We start from the raw sequence: 16,506 nt of genomic DNA, 5'->3' as shown, positions 1-16,506 counted from the left end.
TCTGTTGGCTCAAACGGAGTCGGATGGTCGACCGGTCGGCGCGCGTCGTAGCCAAGCTCTACGGCCAAGCCGGCCGGTCGATCAGCCGGCCCGTTTCAGCCAACCCGAAGGGCCGGGCATCTTTCCGCCAGGATCAGAGGCGATCGGCTCGGACGTACCAAGAGGTATGCCCTTCGCCAATCGCCTCTGCCCTGACGAAAACCTGCTCCGGCAGAATGCTGAAATCTAACCCGGAGAGGCTCTAACGATCACATCAGGTCGCGCGCGATCCGTTTTTCCGCAAAGACTTTTTCGAAGATCTGCACGTCGTCCTCAAAAGCGGTAACGACGGCGCTGATGATCCAGTCAGTCCGGGTGCAGGCAATGCGCGCGGTCGCGACTGTGCGGGCGAACGAGCCGGGGCGGCGCATGTCGCAGGTCCAGGTCGACGTCCCGGTCATCGACAGCGGATTATCGGGTGAAATCGACCAGACCTCCTCCCGCAACTGCCGGGTCGACAGGCCGGTATCAGGGTGTTCGGTGAGCCCGGTATCCTCGTGGATGTGGTATTCCGTTCGGTTGGCCGAGAGATCGCGGACGATCTGCCGTTTCGTCGCGGCCGCCGCGTGCTCGATGTATTTCGGCAGCGGATCGGGATTGGCCGGTTCCTTGATGTCGATCCGCTGGTGCTCGCCGAGCATCGGCAGCCCCAGGCCGAGTGCCGCGATATCGACCTCGATGCCGCCGTCATCAGGCGGCGGCAGGATCATCGGCCAATAGGACGTGGAAAGCGAAAGGCGGATGCGATGTCCCTTGCGGAAGCGATAACCACAGGCATCGAGCACGAGCCGGATCGACACCCTTTCGCCTGGCGCCAGCGGCTTGGGATCTGCATTGCCGTCGCGGTGGGTGAGATTGACGACGCCGAAGGCGACACGCGTTGCCGTGCCATCCGGATGGACGTCGATGAGCCGGGCGCAGAGATTGCCGCCAGCCGCCCGGGGGCGCAGCGCAAGCGTCAGCACGGGCCGGCCGAGATAGTCATGATCGCCGGCAAGCGGCATCGTATCGAAGACCAGCGAGCCGGCATCGTCCGAGCGTTGATCGATCGCCATTTCGGCGTCGGGCTTCAACGTGAAATATTCGCCGGAGGCCGTCCCGGTGTCGAGCGGAGAATGCAGATAGATGGGATGCTCGGGGGCATGCGGGATCGGCATGCCTTCCGTCAACCTGCCGAATTGCTCGACGTAAAAACACTGCATCTGTGGCGGCGACCAGGCGTCTTTGGCGACCCAGAAGCCGGGATCGCTGTCGCGTCGCGGGGCAGGGCGGATGGCGTCGAGAATATAAGCGCGGGCCTGCGGCAGGCCGTCGATGCCATTGTCCTCGCCACGCAGCCATTTGTTCCACCAGGCGATCGCCTCGCCGTGGAAATCCGTGCGCGGCTTCGGCCAGGCGAAATGCGGATATTTGTGGACCCAGGGACCGATCAGCGCCTTTGCTTTTTTACCGAGGCCTTCGACGGCCATCAGTGGCGTATTGCGGTAGCCGTCTGCCCACCCGGCGATGACGAGCGCCGGGATCTCCACCTTCGAAAAATCCTCCGAGATCGAGCCATGACGCCAGAAATCGTCACGACGCTGGTGGCTCAGCCATTCCTCCAGGAAGAAGGGCTCACCGGCCAGGCGTTCCAACCACATCTGCTTCCAGCGTTCACCGACAAGGGCAGGATCCGGCGGGCGCGACTGGTAACCGAGCATTGTCGCCGCCCATGACAGCTGGGCGGAGAGATGGCAGCCGTTCTTGTAGTGGATGTCGTCATTGTAGCGGTCAACGGTCGATGCGATCGAGATGACGGCCTTCAGCCCCGGCGGACGCAGTGCTGCGACCTGCAGGCTGTTGAACCCGCCCCATGAGATGCCCATCATGCCGACCGCGCCGTTCGACCAGGGCTGCGCGGCAATCCAGGCAATGAGCTCGCAGGCATCGGCAAGCTCACGCTCGGTATATTCGCCATCGATGACGCCGTCGGATTCTCCCGATCCGCGGATATCGACGCGCACACCGGCAATCCCGGCTGCAGCGAAGACGGGGTAGGTGGATTCATCACGCGGGCTTGTCCCGTCGCGTTTACGATAGGGCAGGAACTCGAAGACCGCCGGCACGGGATCCTTCTCCGTGCCGTCGGGCATCCAGATGCGTGCGGCAAGCCGCGTGCCGTCCTTCAAGGTGATCCACTGATTTTCGATGGTCGTGAAGCTGCGGTCTGACATGGTCATATATCCAGAAGAGCTTTAGGCATTAAGCCACACACGGCTGCCGATGTAGCCGTTGGACATATCGTTGCCGATATCGTCGACATATCCCTTCAGCGTTTTCGAAGAGGCCATGATATAGTCGTTGAAGACGGGCAAGATCAGACCGCCATCGTCTCGCACCATCAGCGCCAATTGCCGATAAAGCACTTTTCGCTTGGCCTCATCAAGTTCAGACCTTGCTTGCAGAACGAATTTGTCGAAGTCAGCGCGCTTGAAACGCGTGTCGTTCCATTCTGCGGTCGACAGGTAGGAGGTGGAATAGCGCGAATCCTGAGTCGGACGGCCGCCCCAGAACGAGGCGCAGAAGGGCTGCTTGTTCCAGACATTGGTCCAGTAGCCGTCTTCCGGTTCGCGCTTGACGTCGATCGTGATGCCGGCCTTGCGCGCGCTTTGCTGGAACAGGATCGCCGCATCCACGGCGCCCGGAAAGGCCGCGTCTGATGTGAGCAGCTGAATGGAGCGATCGAGACCCGATTTTTTGAAGTGGAAGGCGGCCTTGTCCGGATCATAAGGGCGCTGCTCGATATCGGTCGGGGCGAGGGCGTAGTTGGAATTGACCGGATAGTCGTTGCCGATCGTTCCGTAGCCACCCAGAACCTTGTCGAGGATCGCCTGACGATCGATGGCATATTTCAGCGCAAGCCGAAGATCGGCGTTCTCGAAGGGAGCGGTGTCGCAATGCATCAGGAAACAATAGAAGCCCTTACCGGCATTCCGGAGGATGTCGACGGTCGGTGCTCGCTGCAGCATCGGGACGGTCTTGGGGTCGACGTTGTTGACGAAATGGACCTGGCCGGAGGCAAGTGCGGCAATGCGGGCGGTGTTGTCGTTGATGACGAGGATTTCGACGCTGTCGACAAAGCCGCGGTCGGAGCGCCAATCCTTCGGGTTTTTCTCGAAGGCTGCGCGAACGCCCGGTTCGAAGCTTTTCAGAATGTAAGGACCTGTACCGATGGCCGCCGCAGGCTTGTCGACGCCGCCCTTCGCCTGGATGATCAGGTGGTAGTCGGTCAAAAGCAAAGGCAGGTCCGCATTGCCTTCCGAAAGCGTCAGGATAAGGTCGCCCGCTTTTTCTTCGATACCGGTGATCGAGGCCATGAGCCCCAGAGCACCCGACTGCGAATTCTTGTCCGCATGTCGCTTCAGTGTCGCAACGATGTCCGCGACGGTCATCTTGCTGCCGTCGTGAAACTGCACGTCGTTCCTGATCTTGAAAGTCCAGACGGATGCGTCCGCTGATGGCGTCCAGGAAGTCGCCAGCGACGGCAAGGGCGCACCGGTCTTGGGGTCGGATTCGACAAGTGTGTCGCCCCAGAGACGGCCAATGACGAACAACACGGAGGCGCTATAGGTCGCAGGGTCGAGCGCATCACTGGTGGCGCCGCCCTTGAGGCCGAGTTTCAGATGACCACCGCGTTTCGCTTCCTGCGCGTGGGCATCGCGCGGCACCAGCAGGCCGGAGGTGAGAGCAGGCAAAGCGCCCAGCGCGACGGCACCGCCCAGGAAGTGGCGGCGGCCGATACTCAGAGGCGAAGATTGATCCTTTTCACGTGTCATTTGCAGTTCCCTTTTTCAATTTTATTAGAAGGGAACGTAGAGGTCAGGCTGCTCCACGCAATTTCGCGACTTGACGCATCTTTAAGCGAGTTTACGCTACTAACATTTAAGACGGAGCCGCCGATGCGTCACCTGGTCGAGAACCTCAAGATTGCCTGTGCCACGCAGCGTTCCATTTCGCATCTGTGCCGCGCGATCGATATCAATCGGCAGCAATTCAATCGATATATCAACGGCCAGACGAGCCCGTCTGCCCATAATCTCGCGCGCATAGCCAAGTATTTCGATCTCGACGCAGCCGACTTTGGTCTCGCTCCCAGGCTCTTTCGCGAACGGCTTCGCAAACCGACTCTGGACCTCAATCAAAGTTCCGAACTGTTAAAGGCGTTCCCAGGAGATCTGACCGCGCTCCGGCGCCATATCGGCTATTTCCAAACCTATCATCGTTCACCGTCCTGGCCGGGAATGGTTGTCTGTTCTTGCAGCCGCATTTTGGAGAAGGGTGGGCTTGCGCATGTCAAATCAATGGAGCGTCTGCGGGACCCCGGAAACGGCATCCAGCAGTTTTCTAAATATGTCGGCCTTGCTGCCTTCTATCGAAACCGGATTTTCATTACGGAGCGGGTGGTCGGCTCGAATCCGATACTGTCGCAGACGATCCTCCTGCCATTCGACGAGTACCAGCGCGTCTATCTGCGCGGGACGACAATGGGGGTTTCCTGGCGAAGGGAAAATCTCCCCTATGCGTCGCGGATGATCTGGCGGCATGTCGGCGCCGAGCCCGACCTGCGCGAGCTTCTGTCGCGCTGCGGACCACTGCCGCTGGCTTCACGCCAGCTGCCACCGACGGTGCGCTCGTTCCTCGCAGATCCATCCGCGGAAGTATATGCCGTGCCGGCAGAGTATTGAAGACACCGATTTGCGACTAAGCCATCAGATCCGGATGACAGCCGGAAGATTTGGAGCCTTCAATTTCCAGCGCTTGCCATCTTCCGCGTCGTCAGTACCCGCTCCAGCCAGCCGATCTCCATCTCGGGCACGGATTTCAGCAGCAGGTCGGTGTAATCGTCGAAGGGCGGCGATAGCGCTTGGGATTTGGGACCGAAGCGGACGAGCTTGCCGCGATGCATCACCGCGACGCTGTCGGCGATGGCGCGCACGATAGCGATGTCATGGGTGATGAAGACGTAGGAGAGCTGTTCCTCTTCCTGCAGCTTCAGCAGCAGTTTCAGAATGCCTTCGGCAACCAGCGGATCAAGCGCCGAGGTCGGCTCGTCGCAGAGGATCAGTTCGGGCTTGGCGGCAAGCGCCCTGGCGATCGCCACGCGCTGCTTCTGGCCGCCGGAGAGTTCGGCCGGGTAGCGATCGACAAAGCCCTTGCCCATTTCAATCTGATCGAGCAGTTCCTTCACCCGGGCGGTCTTCTCGGCACCTCTGAGGCCATAATAGAAGGTCAGCGGGCGGCCGATGATGTCGCGAACCGTCTGGCGCGGGTTCATCGCCGTATCGGCCATCTGGTAGATCAACTGGATTCGCCTGAGGTCGTCGTTCGGCCGGCTCTTCAGACCCGGCATCAGCGGCTTGCCGTCAAAGACGATACGCCCGCTGCTCGGCGGCAAGAGGCCGGTGATGACGCGCGCCAGGGTCGATTTGCCCGAGCCGGATTCACCGACGACGGCGAGTGTCTGGCCCTTGGGCACATGCAGCGTGACGTCGTGCAGCACCTTGAAGCCGTTGGAATATTCGGCGCTGACATTTTCCACCCTGAGAAGTGCCGTGGACTGGTCGATCGCCTCCTCACGATAGGCCTGCCTCACATTGACGAGGGCGCGCGTATAGTCCTGTTGCGGCGCCTCGATGATCTGCTGGACACTGCCATACTCGACTTGCTTGCCATAACGCAGGACCATGATGTCGTCCGAAATCTGGGCGACGACGGCAAGGTCATGGGTGATGTAGAGGGCGGCGGTGTGCGTTTCCTCGATCGCATGCTTGATCGCCGCCAGCACGTCGATCTGCGTGGTGACGTCGAGCGCCGTGGTCGGTTCGTCGAAGACGATGAGCTCAGGGTTGGAGCAGAGCGCCATCGCCGTCATCGCCCGCTGCAGCTGGCCGCCGGAGACCTGATGGGGAAAGCGCTCGCCGAAGGTTTCGGGATTGGGCAGGCCAAGGACGCTGAACAGATAAAGCGCCCGTTTGCGCGCCTCGTCCTTCGTCATCAAACCATGTTTGACCGAGGCTTCGATCACCTGATCGCCGAGCCTGTGGGCCGGATTGAAGGCGGCAGCGGCCGATTGCGCGACGTAGCAGACCCGCGCGCCGCGAATTTTTCGGATGCCGTTCTTGCCGAGCGCCAGGATATCGGCGCCGTCGAGCCGCACCTCACCGCCGGTGATTTCGGCGCCGCCTCTGCCATAGGCAAGCGCCGAAAGGCCGATCGTCGATTTGCCGGCGCCCGATTCCCCGATCAGGCCGAGAACCTTGCCCTTCTGCAGGTCGAAGGAAACGCCGTCGACGATCGTCACCCGCTTCGGCGGCTCGCCCGGCGGATAGCTGGTCGCTTCGATCTTCAGATTGCGAACGGAAAGAAGCTCAGGCATCGCCGCGCCCTCCCTTGAGGCTGGATGTGCGTTTCAGGAGCCAGTCAACGACGAGGTTGACGCAGACCGCAAGTGTCGCGATCGCGGTGCCCGGCACCAGCGCTGCCGAGATACCGAAGATGATGCCGTCCTTGTTGTCCTTGACCATGCCGCCCCAATCGGCCGCTGGTGGCTGAATGCCGAGGCCGAGGAAGGAAAGCGTCGAGAGGAACAGGATCGAGAAGGCGAAGCGCAGGCCGAATTCGGCCAGCAGAGGCGACAGCGTGTTCGGCAGGATTTCGCGGAAGATAATCCAGAGCTTGCCTTCGCCGCGCAGCGTCGCCGCCTCGACGAATTCCATCACCGCGACATCAAGCGCCACGGCACGGCCGAGACGATAGACGCGGGTGGAATCGAGGATCGCCATGACAAGGATCAGCACGACCATGTTTTGCGGCAGCACCGCCAGTACCACCAGTGCGAAGATCAGCGTCGGGATCGACATCATCAGATCGTTGAAGCGTGAGAGGACGGTGTCGACCACGCCGCGCGAGACGGCAGCGGTGAAGCTCAGGATAATGCCGAGCGAGAAGGAGATGACGGTGGCGGCGGACGCGACCACCAGCGTCGTGCGTGCGCCGTAGATCAGCCGCGAGAAGATGTCGCGGCCGAGATTGTCGAGGCCGAAGATATATTGATCATCCGGCATCTGCCAGACGTCGCCGACGACCTGTGTCTCGCCATAAGGAGCGATCCAGGGTGCGAATATCGCGAAGATGAAGGCGATGACGATACCGGCCATGCCGATCCAGGCGGTGATGGGAATGTCTCTCAATCTCATCGCGGATGCCTCAGCCTGGGATTGGCGATAATCGCGAGAATATCGGCCGTCATGTTGAGGAAGATATAGACGGCCGCGAAGATCAGGCCGCAGGCCTGCACGACAGGCATGTCGCGCACGGTGACCGCATCGACCATGTACTGCCCCATGCCGGGATAGACGAAGACCACTTCGACAACGACGACGCCGACCACGAGATAGGCAAGCGTCAATGCGATGACGTTGATGATCGGCGCAAGCGCATTGGGAGCGGCATGCTTGACGATCGAGCGGAAGGCACTGAGTCCCTTCAGCTCTGCGGTTTCCATATAGGCCGACGACATGACGGAGAGGATTGCCGCCCGCGTCATGCGCATCATATGCGCGAGTACGACGAGCACGAGGGTCGCCGTCGGTAGCGCGATTGCTTTCAATCGCTCGACAAAACCCATGCTGTCATAGACCGTCGCCGGAAAGGTGGCCACACCGAATTTCACCGCGAAGAAGAGGATCAGCAGGTAGCCGACGAAGAATTCCGGCAGCGAGATCGCCGCAAGCGAGATGACGTTGATGATCTTATCCGGCAGGCGATTGCGGAAATGCACCGACAGCATGCCGAGCCCGACGGCGAGCGGCACCGATATCACGGCTGCGAAACCCGCCAGGAAGAGCGAATTGCCAAGGCGCTTGCCGATCTGTTCGCTCACCGAATTCTTGCTGGCCCAGGAGGTGCCGAAGTCACCCTGGACGGCGTTGCCGAGCCATTCGACGTAACGCGTGGTGATCGGGCGGTTCAGCCCGAGGTCCTGGCGAATATTGGCAACGGCCTGCGGTGTCGCCGACTGGCCGAGATAGGTGGTCGCAAAATCGCCGGGCAGGGCTTCCAGGCCGCCGAAAATCACGATGGAAACGGCAAAGAGCAGGACGATGCTGAGCAAGAAGCGCTCAAGGATAAGGGCAAGCAGCGGAAAACGCTGCCGAAACCCGAGGCCGGGCAAGATATTGCTTGGGGCAGGATTGGTCATGGCGAGGACCTCGCGCTAAAACGTCGGGAGGACCGCGGGTTTTCATCCCACGGTCCAGGCTTCGTTGGAGATCGGAGGGCAAACGCCCCCATGCCCTCAGGCGTCCAGCCAGACGCGGGTCGCGACGTAACCGTTCGACATGTCGTTGCCGATGTCATGGACATAACCCTTCACCTGCTTGGTGGAGGCATTCACGAAATCGTTGAACATCGGCAGGATTACCCCACCTTCGTCACGCACCGTCATCGCCATGGTGCGATACATGTCCTTGCGTTTGGCCTCATCAAGTTCGGAGCGGGCCTCCAGCAGCAGCTTGTCGAAGTCAGGACGCTTGAACTTGGTGTCGTTCCAGTCCGCCGTCGAGAGATAGGCGGTGGAATACATCTGGTCCTGGGTCGGACGGCCACCCCAGTAGGAAGTCGAGAAGGGTTGGACGTTCCAGACATTGGTCCAGTAGCCGTCGCCCGGCTCGCGCTTGACCTCGATCTCGATGCCGGCCTTTTTGCAGCTTTCCTGATAGAGGACGGCCGCATCGACGCCGCCGGGGAAGGCGACTTCGGAGGTGCGCAAGAGAACCGAGCCGCTATGGCCTGATTTCTTGTAGTGGAAGGCGGCCTTGTCGGGATCGTAAACGCGCTGCTCGATGCCCTCGGGAAACAGCGCATAGGTGCTGTTGATCGGGAAGTCGTTGCCGACCTTGCCGTAACCGCCGAGGATCTTCTCCACCATGGTCTCGCGGTCCATGGCGTATTTGAGCGCCAGGCGCAGGTCGTTATTGTCGAACGGCGCCTTGTCGCAATGCATGATGAAGACGTAGTGGCCGCGGCCGGCAGTCGAGAGGATCTCGACATTCGGCGCGCGTTTCAGCAGGTTGACCGTCTTCGGGTCGACGCGGTTGATGTAGTGGACCTGGCCGGACGAAAGTGCCGCGATGCGGGCGGTGGCGTCGTTCATGCCGATGATTTCGATCGAATCGACATAGCCTCGGTCGGTGCGCCAGTCGTCCTTGTTCCTTTCGAAGGTGGCGCGGACGCCGGGCTCGAAGCTCGTCATCTTGTAGGGGCCGGTGCCGATCGAGGCGAGAGGATCGTCGACGCCGCCGTTCGGCTGGATGACCAGATGGTAGTCGGACAGCAGCAGCGGCATGTCGGCATTGCCTTCGCTGAGCGTCAGCACGAGATTGCCGCCGTCGGCCTTGATCTCCTTGATCGAGCCGAGAACACCGAGCGCGCCGGACTCCGACATCGCATCGGTATGACGCTTCAGTGTCGCAACGACGTCGTCGATCGTCAGTTCCTTGCCATCGTGGAACTTGACGCCCTTGCGGATCTTGAAGGTCCAGGTGACAGCATCCTTCGAAGGCTCCCAGGATTCGGCGAGTGAGGGCACAGCGGCACCCGTCAGCGGATCGGATTCGACCAGCATGTCGCCCCAGCAGCGGCCGACGCAGAACATGACCTGCGACAGGAATTTTGCCGGGTCCTTGGAATCGGTTGCTGCACCGCCTTCAAGGCCGAGTTTCAGGTGGCCGCCGCGCTTCGGCTCGGCGGCTTCAGCACTTTCGGTGAAGAGCTTGTCTGCGACGGCAAGTGTGATGCCGGCTGCCATGGCGCGTCCCATGAATTCGCGGCGGCTGAGCCCGCCGGCGGTGACACGGCTTGCGAGATATTTGGTGTAGTCGTTCATTCCCCAGTTCCTTCTTTATGGTGCGTTGACAGAACTTCCGGGCTGGTCCGCAGGCGGTTTCCTCTCCCCCTCCGGTGCCCGCAATCATGCGGGAAGATGTTGCGGTTGTCGCCGCCTGTTACTTTCCTTTCCAAATAGGGCTTCGCTTCTCGGCGAAGGCCCGCGCGCCTTCCAATTGGTCCTCGCTCGAATAGAGCGTGTCGACCGTCGCAAACTGCCGCTTGGTGATCTTGTTCATGGCAGTCTGAAACGTCGAACCCTCTGCTTCGCGCACGATTTCCTTGATGGCCGCATAGACAAGCGGCGGCCCGCTTTCGAGCAAGCGGGCAAGCTCCCATGCCCTCCCCATCAGCCGGTCGGCCGGCAGAACCTCGTTGACGAAACCCCAGCGATGCGCCTCGTGAACGTCGAGCCAACGACCGGTCAAAAGCATGTCCATGGCGATGTGGTAGGGAATGCGCTTCGGCAGCTTGATCGAAGCTGCATCGGCAACCGTGCCCGAGCGGATTTCCGGCAGGGCAAAGGTCGCATGTTCGGCGGCGAGGATCAGGTCGGTCGACAGCGCAATCTCCAGTCCGCCGCCGCAACAGATACCGTTGACCGCACAAATGATGGGCTTGTTGAGGTCGCGCAGTTCCTGCAGCCCGCCGAAGCCGCCCACGCCGTAATCTCCGTCGACCGCATCGCCTGATGCCGCCGCCTTGAGATCCCAGCCGGCACAGAAAAACTTCTCGCCCGCGCCCGACACGATGGCGACACGCAGGACCGGATCGTCGCGGAAGTCCCGGAAGATCATCCCCAAGGAACGACTGGTCGCTAGGTCGATGGCATTCGCCTTCGGCCGGTCGATGACGACTTCGAGCACGCCGCCGTCCTGTCGTGTGCGAATGGGATCGCTCAACCTATGCTACCTCCTCCGCCGTATCAGAGCATCGACTACAGTAACGCCACGCCCTTCGGGAAGAACCATCAATGGATTAATGTCCAGTTCCTCTAGGGATGCCGCGTTCTTTACGACATAATCTGCCGCTGCTGAGACAGCGCCGACAGCCGCTTCGAGGTCGCCTTTCGGCCGCCCGCGATAGCCGGAGAGCAATTTTGCCAGCTTGAGGCGTGAAATCGCCGCGTGAATGTCGGTTTTCGTCGCCGGAAGCGGCAGGATGACGGAATCCTCAAGCAATTCAACGAAGATTCCGCCCGCTCCAAGCGTCAGCGACAATCCGAAGACAGGGTCGCGAATGGCGCCGACAATGAGCTCGGCCACCGGTGGATCGATCATTTTCTCGACGAGATAGCCGGCATTCGGCGGCATTGCCGCCGCCGCATTCGACACAGCCTTACTATCCTCCAGGTTGAGTACAACGGCCCCGGCCTCGGTCTTGTGCGCGATCCCGAGCGCTTTCAGCACGACGGGGAAACCGAGCCGCTCAGCCTGCTCGGCCGCTTGACCGGGAGAGGAGGCCACCAGTCCTTGCGGAACCGGAAGGCCGAAGGCGGCAAGCTCAGCCTTCGCATCGGCTTCCGTCAGCGTCTCGATCTCGCCATCGATAGAGGACACATCGAGCAGCGGCAGGGGCGGCGGGCGATCCCACGCATGGCCGATGCCGGCGGCGACTTCCGCAGCCGTGATGGCTTCGTCGATACCGCAGAAGGCAATGATGCCATTTGCCATCAGCCGATCGGCGATCGGCTCCGGCATGTTTTCCGGAAGGGTCGCCAGAACCCCGGCCAGCGCACCGGTTGCAGCGGCGGCCGTCATGACAGCGTCTGCCGTCATCGCCCATTCAGACGCATCGCAGCGGTCGCCGCGGGGGAAGTCTAAGACGACGAGATTGAGGGCATAGCCGCCCTCGAACATAGCGCTGAAGGCTTCGGTCTGGCGTGCGAGATCCCCCCAGACAAAGGTGTGGTAATCGAGCGGATTGGAAAGCGTCACCATCTCGCCGAGGCTCCCCCGCAGACGGGGCAATTGTTGCGGCTGCAGCGCCGGGAATTCCACATTGCGACCGACGGCGGCATCCGCCATCAGCGAAGCTTCGCCCCCAGAACAGCTCATCGACGAGATCGAATGGCTTGCGAGCGGGCCGGCGACATGCAGCAGCTTCAGGGTTTCGAGCAGTGCCGGCAAGGTCTGGACACGGCCAAGACCGAGGCGGGCGAGCACGGCATCCGCGACGGCAACGCTGCCGGCAAGCGAGGCGGTGTGCGAGACTGCCGCTCGTTGTGCCTGGTCGGACCTGCCGACCTTCAGCACCACCACCGGCTTCCTGGACCGGCGGGCGATGCCGGCAAGGCGTTCGAGTGAAGCGAGATCCCCGAAACCTTCGACATGAAGGCCGACCGCCGTGACGCGCGGGTCGTCGATCAGCGCGCAGGCGACATCGGAAAGCGATGTCTGCGCCTGGTTGCCGAGGGTGACCAAATAGGCGATCGGCACGCCGCGTGTCTGCATGGTCAGGTTGAGGGCGATATTGGAGGACTGCGTGAGGATCGCGACGCCACGCTCGATGCGCTGCATGCCATGCTGATCGGGCCAGAGCAGCGCGCCGTCGAGACCGTTGATCAGCCCGTAGCAGTTCGGGCCGAGGATCGGCATGTCGCCGGCTGCCTCCAGCAGCGCGTGCTGCAGCTCGGCGCCATCCTCAAGTTCACCCGTCGCCTCGCTGAAACCCGATGCATAACAGACCGCCCCGCCGGCACCGGCTTCAGAAAGGCCGCGGACGATCTCGACGGTCAGCGTCCTGTTGACGCCGATGAAGGCGGCGTCCGGCGCCGAAGGCAGATCGGAGACGGAGCGATAGCAGGGCCGCCCGAGCACCTCGTCGAGCTTCGGATGAACAGGCCAGATCTCGCCCGCAAAACCCATGCGGTCGCATTGCTCGATCACCCTGCGCGCCTCGCGGCCGCCGAAGACGGCGATCGATTGCGGTCTGAGCAGGCGGTCGAGCGGGCGAGGCGTCATCGGCTCACGCTCCCAGGGGTCTGAGCAGGTCGCGGCTGATGATATGCCGCTGGATTTCCGAGGTGCCGTCCCAGATGCGCTCGACGCGCGCATCACGCCAGAAGCGGGCGAGCGGAAGATCGTCCATCAGTCCCATGCCGCCGAAGATCTGAATCGCCTCATCCGTGACGCGGGCGAGCATTTCGGAGGCGTAGAGCTTGGCCGATGCGATCTGCCGGTCCGCAGGGCGACCGGCATCGACCTGCCAGGCGGCGGCAAGGGTCAGCCAGTCGGCCGCGTCGATCTCGGTGATCATGTCGGCGAGCTTGAACGACACACCCTGATTGGCGCCGATCGGCTTGCCGAACTGCTTGCGCTCGGCGGCGTAGGGCAGGGCCAGGTCGAAGACACGTCGCGCCCGGCCGACGCAGGTGGCGGCAACGGTCAGCCGCGTGCCGTAGAGCCATTGATTGGCAATATCGAAACCGCGATGCACCTCGCCCAGAACTTGGGCTTCGGGAATGCGGCAATCTTCGAAGCTGAGCGTGCAGTTGTGGTAGCCGCGATGCGAAACGGAATCATAGCCTTTGAGGATTTCGAAGCCCGGCGTGCCGCGATCCACCAGGAATGCGGTGATCTTCTTCTTGATGCCTTTCGGTGTCTCCTCCTCGCCCGTCGCGGCAAAGACGATGACGAAATCGGCGACATCGGCATGCGAAATGAAGTGTTTCGTGCCGTTCAGCACGAAGTCGCTGCCATCGCGGCGGGCGGCGCATTTCATGCCGCGCATATCGGAACCGGCATCCGGCTCGGTAATCGCAAGCGCATCGATCTTCTCGCCGCGCACCGCAGGCAGGAGATAGCGCTCGCGCTGCTCACCCTCGCAGGCCATCAGGATGCCGGAAGGCCGGCCGAAGAAAACCGTCAGCCCCAGGGAGCCGCGCCCGAGCTCCCGCTCGACCAGCGTGAAGGTGACATGGTCGAGGCCGGCGCCGCCGACCTCTTCCGGGAAATTGCAGGCATAGAAGCCGAGATCGATACATTTGCGCTGGATCTCGCGTCCGAGCTCCGGCGGGACGATGCCCGTCCGCTCGACTTCGTTCTCATGCGGATAGATTTCGGTTTCGACGAAGGCGCGGACCGTCTCGACGATCATTTCCTGTTCTTCGCTCAATCCGAAATGCATGCCGATCCTCCTACCGTCTCTGGCCAACGTAGCGGCCGACACCGTCAGGCGCGGCCAAATTCGCATGGGCTTCCGCAATCGCTTTCGCCTTGTCGATGATGCCAGCCGGCGCCGGTGCGGCCTTGCCGGCCTTGCTGTCGACATGCAGCAGCATATGCTCGGCGGTGGCAATAGCCTCGCCTGTCGCCGTATCGTGAAGCGTATGGAAGACATGCAGCCGCTTCTCGTCGACGGAGAGGACCTGGCAGGTCGAATGGATTGCCTGCCCGAGCTTCGCCTCGCCGAGATGGCGGATGTGGGTCTCCACCGTATAGTAGCTGTGCCCCGCTTCGACATAGGCGAGATCGACGCCGATGAGGCGCAGCAATGCGTCTGATGTATCGCCGAAAACCTGCAGGTAGCGGTGCTCGGTCATATGGCCGTTATAGTCGACCCAAGCAGGGCCGACCTTCGTCTCGACGAGCTTCAGCGGCTTCGACGGGTCAAAAGAGGTGGTCGCGCCGCCGCCTTTTGCCCACAGCGATTGCTCGAAGTCCTTCAGCAGCTTGCCGGCGCCCCAGCCCTTGCCGTCGTGACCGCCCTTGAGGGCCTGGAGAATGCCAACGAGATTTTCGTCGCGGATGCGTTCGAGCTCGCGGATCGACAGGCCAGCCGCCTGTTCGTCAGATTGCCGGCCGATCTTTTCGATCAGCGCATCGTCGAGATCGACGACATCGGTGAGCTTGGTCCAGGGCCAGGCCAGGCATGGACCGAACTGGGCAAGGAAGTGGCGCATGCCGGCCTCCCCGCCGGCAATGCGGTAGGTCTGGAACAGGCCCATCTGCGCCCAGCGCAGGCCGAAAGAGTAGCGGATGACGTCATCAAGCGTCTCGACGGTGCAGATATCGTCGTGAATCAGCCACAAGGCCTCGCGCCAGAGCGCTTCGAGCAGCCGGTCGCCGACAAAGGCCTCGATCTCCTTGGCGATGTGGACGCCCTTCATGCCGATCGGCGCCAGTCGTTCCATCGCCGCCTGGATGGTCGCCGCCGAGCTCTGCTCGCCGCCGACGATTTCGACGAGCGGCAAGAGATAGACGGGATTATAGGGATGGGCGACGAAGAGGCGTTCGGGATGTTTCATGTCGCGCTGCAGATCGGTCGGCAGCAGGCCCGAGGTGGAAGAGCCGATCAGGGCGTCCGGGCGCGCCGCGGCATCGATCTCGGTCAGGACGCCGCGCTTGAGGTCGAGCCTTTCCGGCACGCTTTCCTGAATCCAGTCGGCGCCGGCGACGGCTTCCGCGAGCGTCGTGCAGAAGGTCAGCCTGCCGCGCGGCGGCAGGGGCGCGCCGGTCAGCATGGCATAGGCTTTTTCGGCGTTGGCGATGACTTCGCCGACGATGCGGCTCGCCTCCGGATGCGGGTCGAACACATTGACGTCGATGCCGGCGAGCAGAAAACGCGCGATCCATCCCCCGCCAATGACGCCGCCGCCGATACAAGCCGCCTTGTTGATCCCTGTCATGCCGTCCTCAGCGCTTCGTCAGTTTGAGTTTCTTGCGAACATCTTCCGGGCCGATGATCCGGGCACCCATGCCCTCGACCACCTGCACGGCCTTTTCGACAAGCTGCGCATTGGTGGCGAGCTGGCCCTTGCCGACGAAGAGGTTGTCCTCCAGGCCGACACGCACGTTGCCGCCGGCCAGAACCGCCGCCGCCGGATAGGCCATGGCGTTACGGCCGATCGAAAAGGCCGAAAAAGTCCAGCTTTCGGGCACGTTGTTGACCATCGCCATGAAGGTATTCAGATCGTCGGGCGCGCCCCATGGAATGCCCATGCAGAGCTGGATCAGCACCGGGTCTTCGATCAGGCCTTCCTCGGCAAGCTGCTTGGCAAACCAGAGATGGCCGGTGTCGAAGGCCTCGATCTCCGGCCGCACGCCGAGATCGGTCATCTTCTTCGCCATCGCCCGCAGCATGGCCGGCGTGTTGGTCATGACGTAGTCGCCGAGATTGAAGTTCATCGTGCCGCAGTCGAGCGTGCAGATCTCGGGCAGGCATTCGGCGACATGGCTGACGCGCTCGGTGGCGCCTGCCATATCGGTGCCCTTGGGATTGAGGGGAAGGGGGCTTTCGACATCGCCGAAGATCAGGTCCCCACCCATGCCGGCGGTGAGATTGAGCACGACGTCGATATCCGCCGAGCGGATGCGGTCGGTGACTTCCCTGTAGAGATCGTTGCGCCGGCTGGCGGCACCCGTTTCCGGATCGCGGACGTGGCAGTGAACGACCGCAGCACCAGCCTTTGCCGCGTCGATGGCGGACTCGGCGATCTGCTTGGGCGTGATCGGCACGTGGCTGGATTTGGAAACCGTATCGCCGGCGCCGGTGACGGCACAGGTGATGAAAACATCGCGGTTCATCGCAAGAGGCATGTTT

At 62.0% G+C, this 16,506-nt stretch carries 12 protein-coding genes; 1 reads left to right on the top strand and 11 read right to left on the bottom strand.

Going from position 1 to position 16,506, the window contains the following annotated elements; all coding sequences use genetic code 11:
* Positions 1–248: 248 nt before the first annotated feature.
* Both OIU37_RS31770 and OIU37_RS31765 read right to left on the bottom strand, forming a co-directional pair.
* On the bottom strand, positions 249–2,252 hold the full coding sequence (locus OIU37_RS31770) for a CocE/NonD family hydrolase (protein WP_264259791.1): 2,004 nt from the start codon (positions 2,250–2,252) through the stop codon (positions 249–251).
* A 21-nt stretch (positions 2,253–2,273) separates the two neighbouring features.
* A complete protein-coding gene (locus OIU37_RS31765) occupies positions 2,274–3,854 on the bottom strand; it encodes an ABC transporter substrate-binding protein (protein ID WP_168317521.1) in 1,581 nt (526 codons plus the stop codon).
* 123 nt (positions 3,855–3,977) lie between these two features.
* On the opposite strand from OIU37_RS31765, the gene OIU37_RS31760 reads away from it, so the two are divergent.
* Positions 3,978–4,763 carry a helix-turn-helix transcriptional regulator gene (locus OIU37_RS31760; RefSeq protein WP_180697104.1) on the top strand — a complete coding sequence of 262 codons (786 nt, stop codon included), beginning with the start codon at positions 3,978–3,980 and terminating at the stop codon, positions 4,761–4,763.
* A 59-nt stretch (positions 4,764–4,822) separates the two neighbouring features.
* Here OIU37_RS31760 and OIU37_RS31755 read toward each other — a convergent pair whose 3' ends face one another.
* The 9 genes from OIU37_RS31755 to OIU37_RS31715 form a co-directional block, all read right to left on the bottom strand.
* Positions 4,823–6,454, bottom strand: coding sequence for an ABC transporter ATP-binding protein (locus OIU37_RS31755; RefSeq protein ID WP_180697103.1), 1,632 nt, complete (start codon positions 6,452–6,454; stop codon positions 4,823–4,825).
* Positions 6,447–7,274 carry an ABC transporter permease gene (locus tag OIU37_RS31750; RefSeq protein ID WP_017958187.1) on the bottom strand — a complete coding sequence of 276 codons (828 nt, stop codon included), beginning with the start codon at positions 7,272–7,274 and terminating at the stop codon, positions 6,447–6,449. Before OIU37_RS31750 ends, OIU37_RS31755 begins: the two co-directional genes overlap by 8 nt.
* A complete protein-coding gene (locus OIU37_RS31745; RefSeq protein ID WP_163879149.1) occupies positions 7,271–8,278 on the bottom strand; it encodes an ABC transporter permease in 1,008 nt (335 codons plus the stop codon). Before OIU37_RS31745 ends, OIU37_RS31750 begins: the two co-directional genes overlap by 4 nt.
* Before the next feature lie 96 nt (positions 8,279–8,374).
* The gene (locus OIU37_RS31740) at positions 8,375–9,964 is read right to left on the bottom strand and encodes an ABC transporter substrate-binding protein (protein WP_264259790.1); all 1,590 of its coding nucleotides are present in this window, start codon (positions 9,962–9,964) and stop codon (positions 8,375–8,377) included.
* Between the two features lie 118 nt (positions 9,965–10,082).
* A complete protein-coding gene (locus tag OIU37_RS31735; RefSeq protein WP_240604998.1) occupies positions 10,083–10,865 on the bottom strand; it encodes a carnitinyl-CoA dehydratase in 783 nt (260 codons plus the stop codon).
* 6 nt (positions 10,866–10,871) lie between these two features.
* On the bottom strand, positions 10,872–12,926 hold the full coding sequence (locus OIU37_RS31730) for an acetate--CoA ligase family protein (RefSeq protein WP_240604996.1): 2,055 nt from the start codon (positions 12,924–12,926) through the stop codon (positions 10,872–10,874).
* 4 nt (positions 12,927–12,930) lie between these two features.
* On the bottom strand, positions 12,931–14,091 hold the full coding sequence (locus OIU37_RS31725) for an acyl-CoA dehydrogenase family protein (RefSeq protein WP_240604995.1): 1,161 nt from the start codon (positions 14,089–14,091) through the stop codon (positions 12,931–12,933).
* 10 nt (positions 14,092–14,101) lie between these two features.
* Positions 14,102–15,592, bottom strand: a complete 1,491-nt coding sequence (locus tag OIU37_RS31720) for a carnitine 3-dehydrogenase (RefSeq protein ID WP_240604993.1) — start codon at positions 15,590–15,592, stop codon at positions 14,102–14,104.
* 7 nt (positions 15,593–15,599) lie between these two features.
* On the bottom strand, positions 15,600–16,502 hold the full coding sequence (locus tag OIU37_RS31715) for a 3-keto-5-aminohexanoate cleavage protein (protein ID WP_180697097.1): 903 nt from the start codon (positions 16,500–16,502) through the stop codon (positions 15,600–15,602).
* Positions 16,503–16,506 lie beyond the last annotated feature (4 nt).

The organism is Rhizobium sp. BT-226 (genome assembly GCF_025847085.2).
GTDB lineage: Bacteria > Pseudomonadota > Alphaproteobacteria > Rhizobiales > Rhizobiaceae > Rhizobium > Rhizobium sophorae.
This window is presented reverse-complemented; position numbering and strand designations above follow the sequence as displayed.

Excerpts from the sequence above, each read along its gene's own strand:
- OIU37_RS31770 (WP_264259791.1), bottom strand. The coding sequence starts at position 2,252 with ATGTCAGACCGCAGCTTCACGACCATCGAAAATCAGTGGATCACCTTG.
- OIU37_RS31765 (WP_168317521.1), bottom strand. The coding sequence starts at position 3,854 with ATGACACGTGAAAAGGATCAATCTTCGCCTCTGAGTATCGGCCGCCGC.
- OIU37_RS31760 (WP_180697104.1), top strand. The coding sequence starts at position 3,978 with ATGCGTCACCTGGTCGAGAACCTCAAGATTGCCTGTGCCACGCAGCGT.
- OIU37_RS31755 (WP_180697103.1), bottom strand. The coding sequence starts at position 6,454 with ATGCCTGAGCTTCTTTCCGTTCGCAATCTGAAGATCGAAGCGACCAGC.
- OIU37_RS31750 (WP_017958187.1), bottom strand. The coding sequence starts at position 7,274 with ATGAGATTGAGAGACATTCCCATCACCGCCTGGATCGGCATGGCCGGT.
- OIU37_RS31745 (WP_163879149.1), bottom strand. The coding sequence starts at position 8,278 with ATGACCAATCCTGCCCCAAGCAATATCTTGCCCGGCCTCGGGTTTCGG.
- OIU37_RS31740 (WP_264259790.1), bottom strand. The coding sequence starts at position 9,964 with ATGAACGACTACACCAAATATCTCGCAAGCCGTGTCACCGCCGGCGGG.
- OIU37_RS31730 (WP_240604996.1), bottom strand. The coding sequence starts at position 12,926 with ATGACGCCTCGCCCGCTCGACCGCCTGCTCAGACCGCAATCGATCGCC.
- OIU37_RS31725 (WP_240604995.1), bottom strand. The coding sequence starts at position 14,091 with ATGCATTTCGGATTGAGCGAAGAACAGGAAATGATCGTCGAGACGGTC.
- OIU37_RS31720 (WP_240604993.1), bottom strand. The coding sequence starts at position 15,592 with ATGACAGGGATCAACAAGGCGGCTTGTATCGGCGGCGGCGTCATTGGC.
- OIU37_RS31715 (WP_180697097.1), bottom strand. The coding sequence starts at position 16,502 with ATGCCTCTTGCGATGAACCGCGATGTTTTCATCACCTGTGCCGTCACC.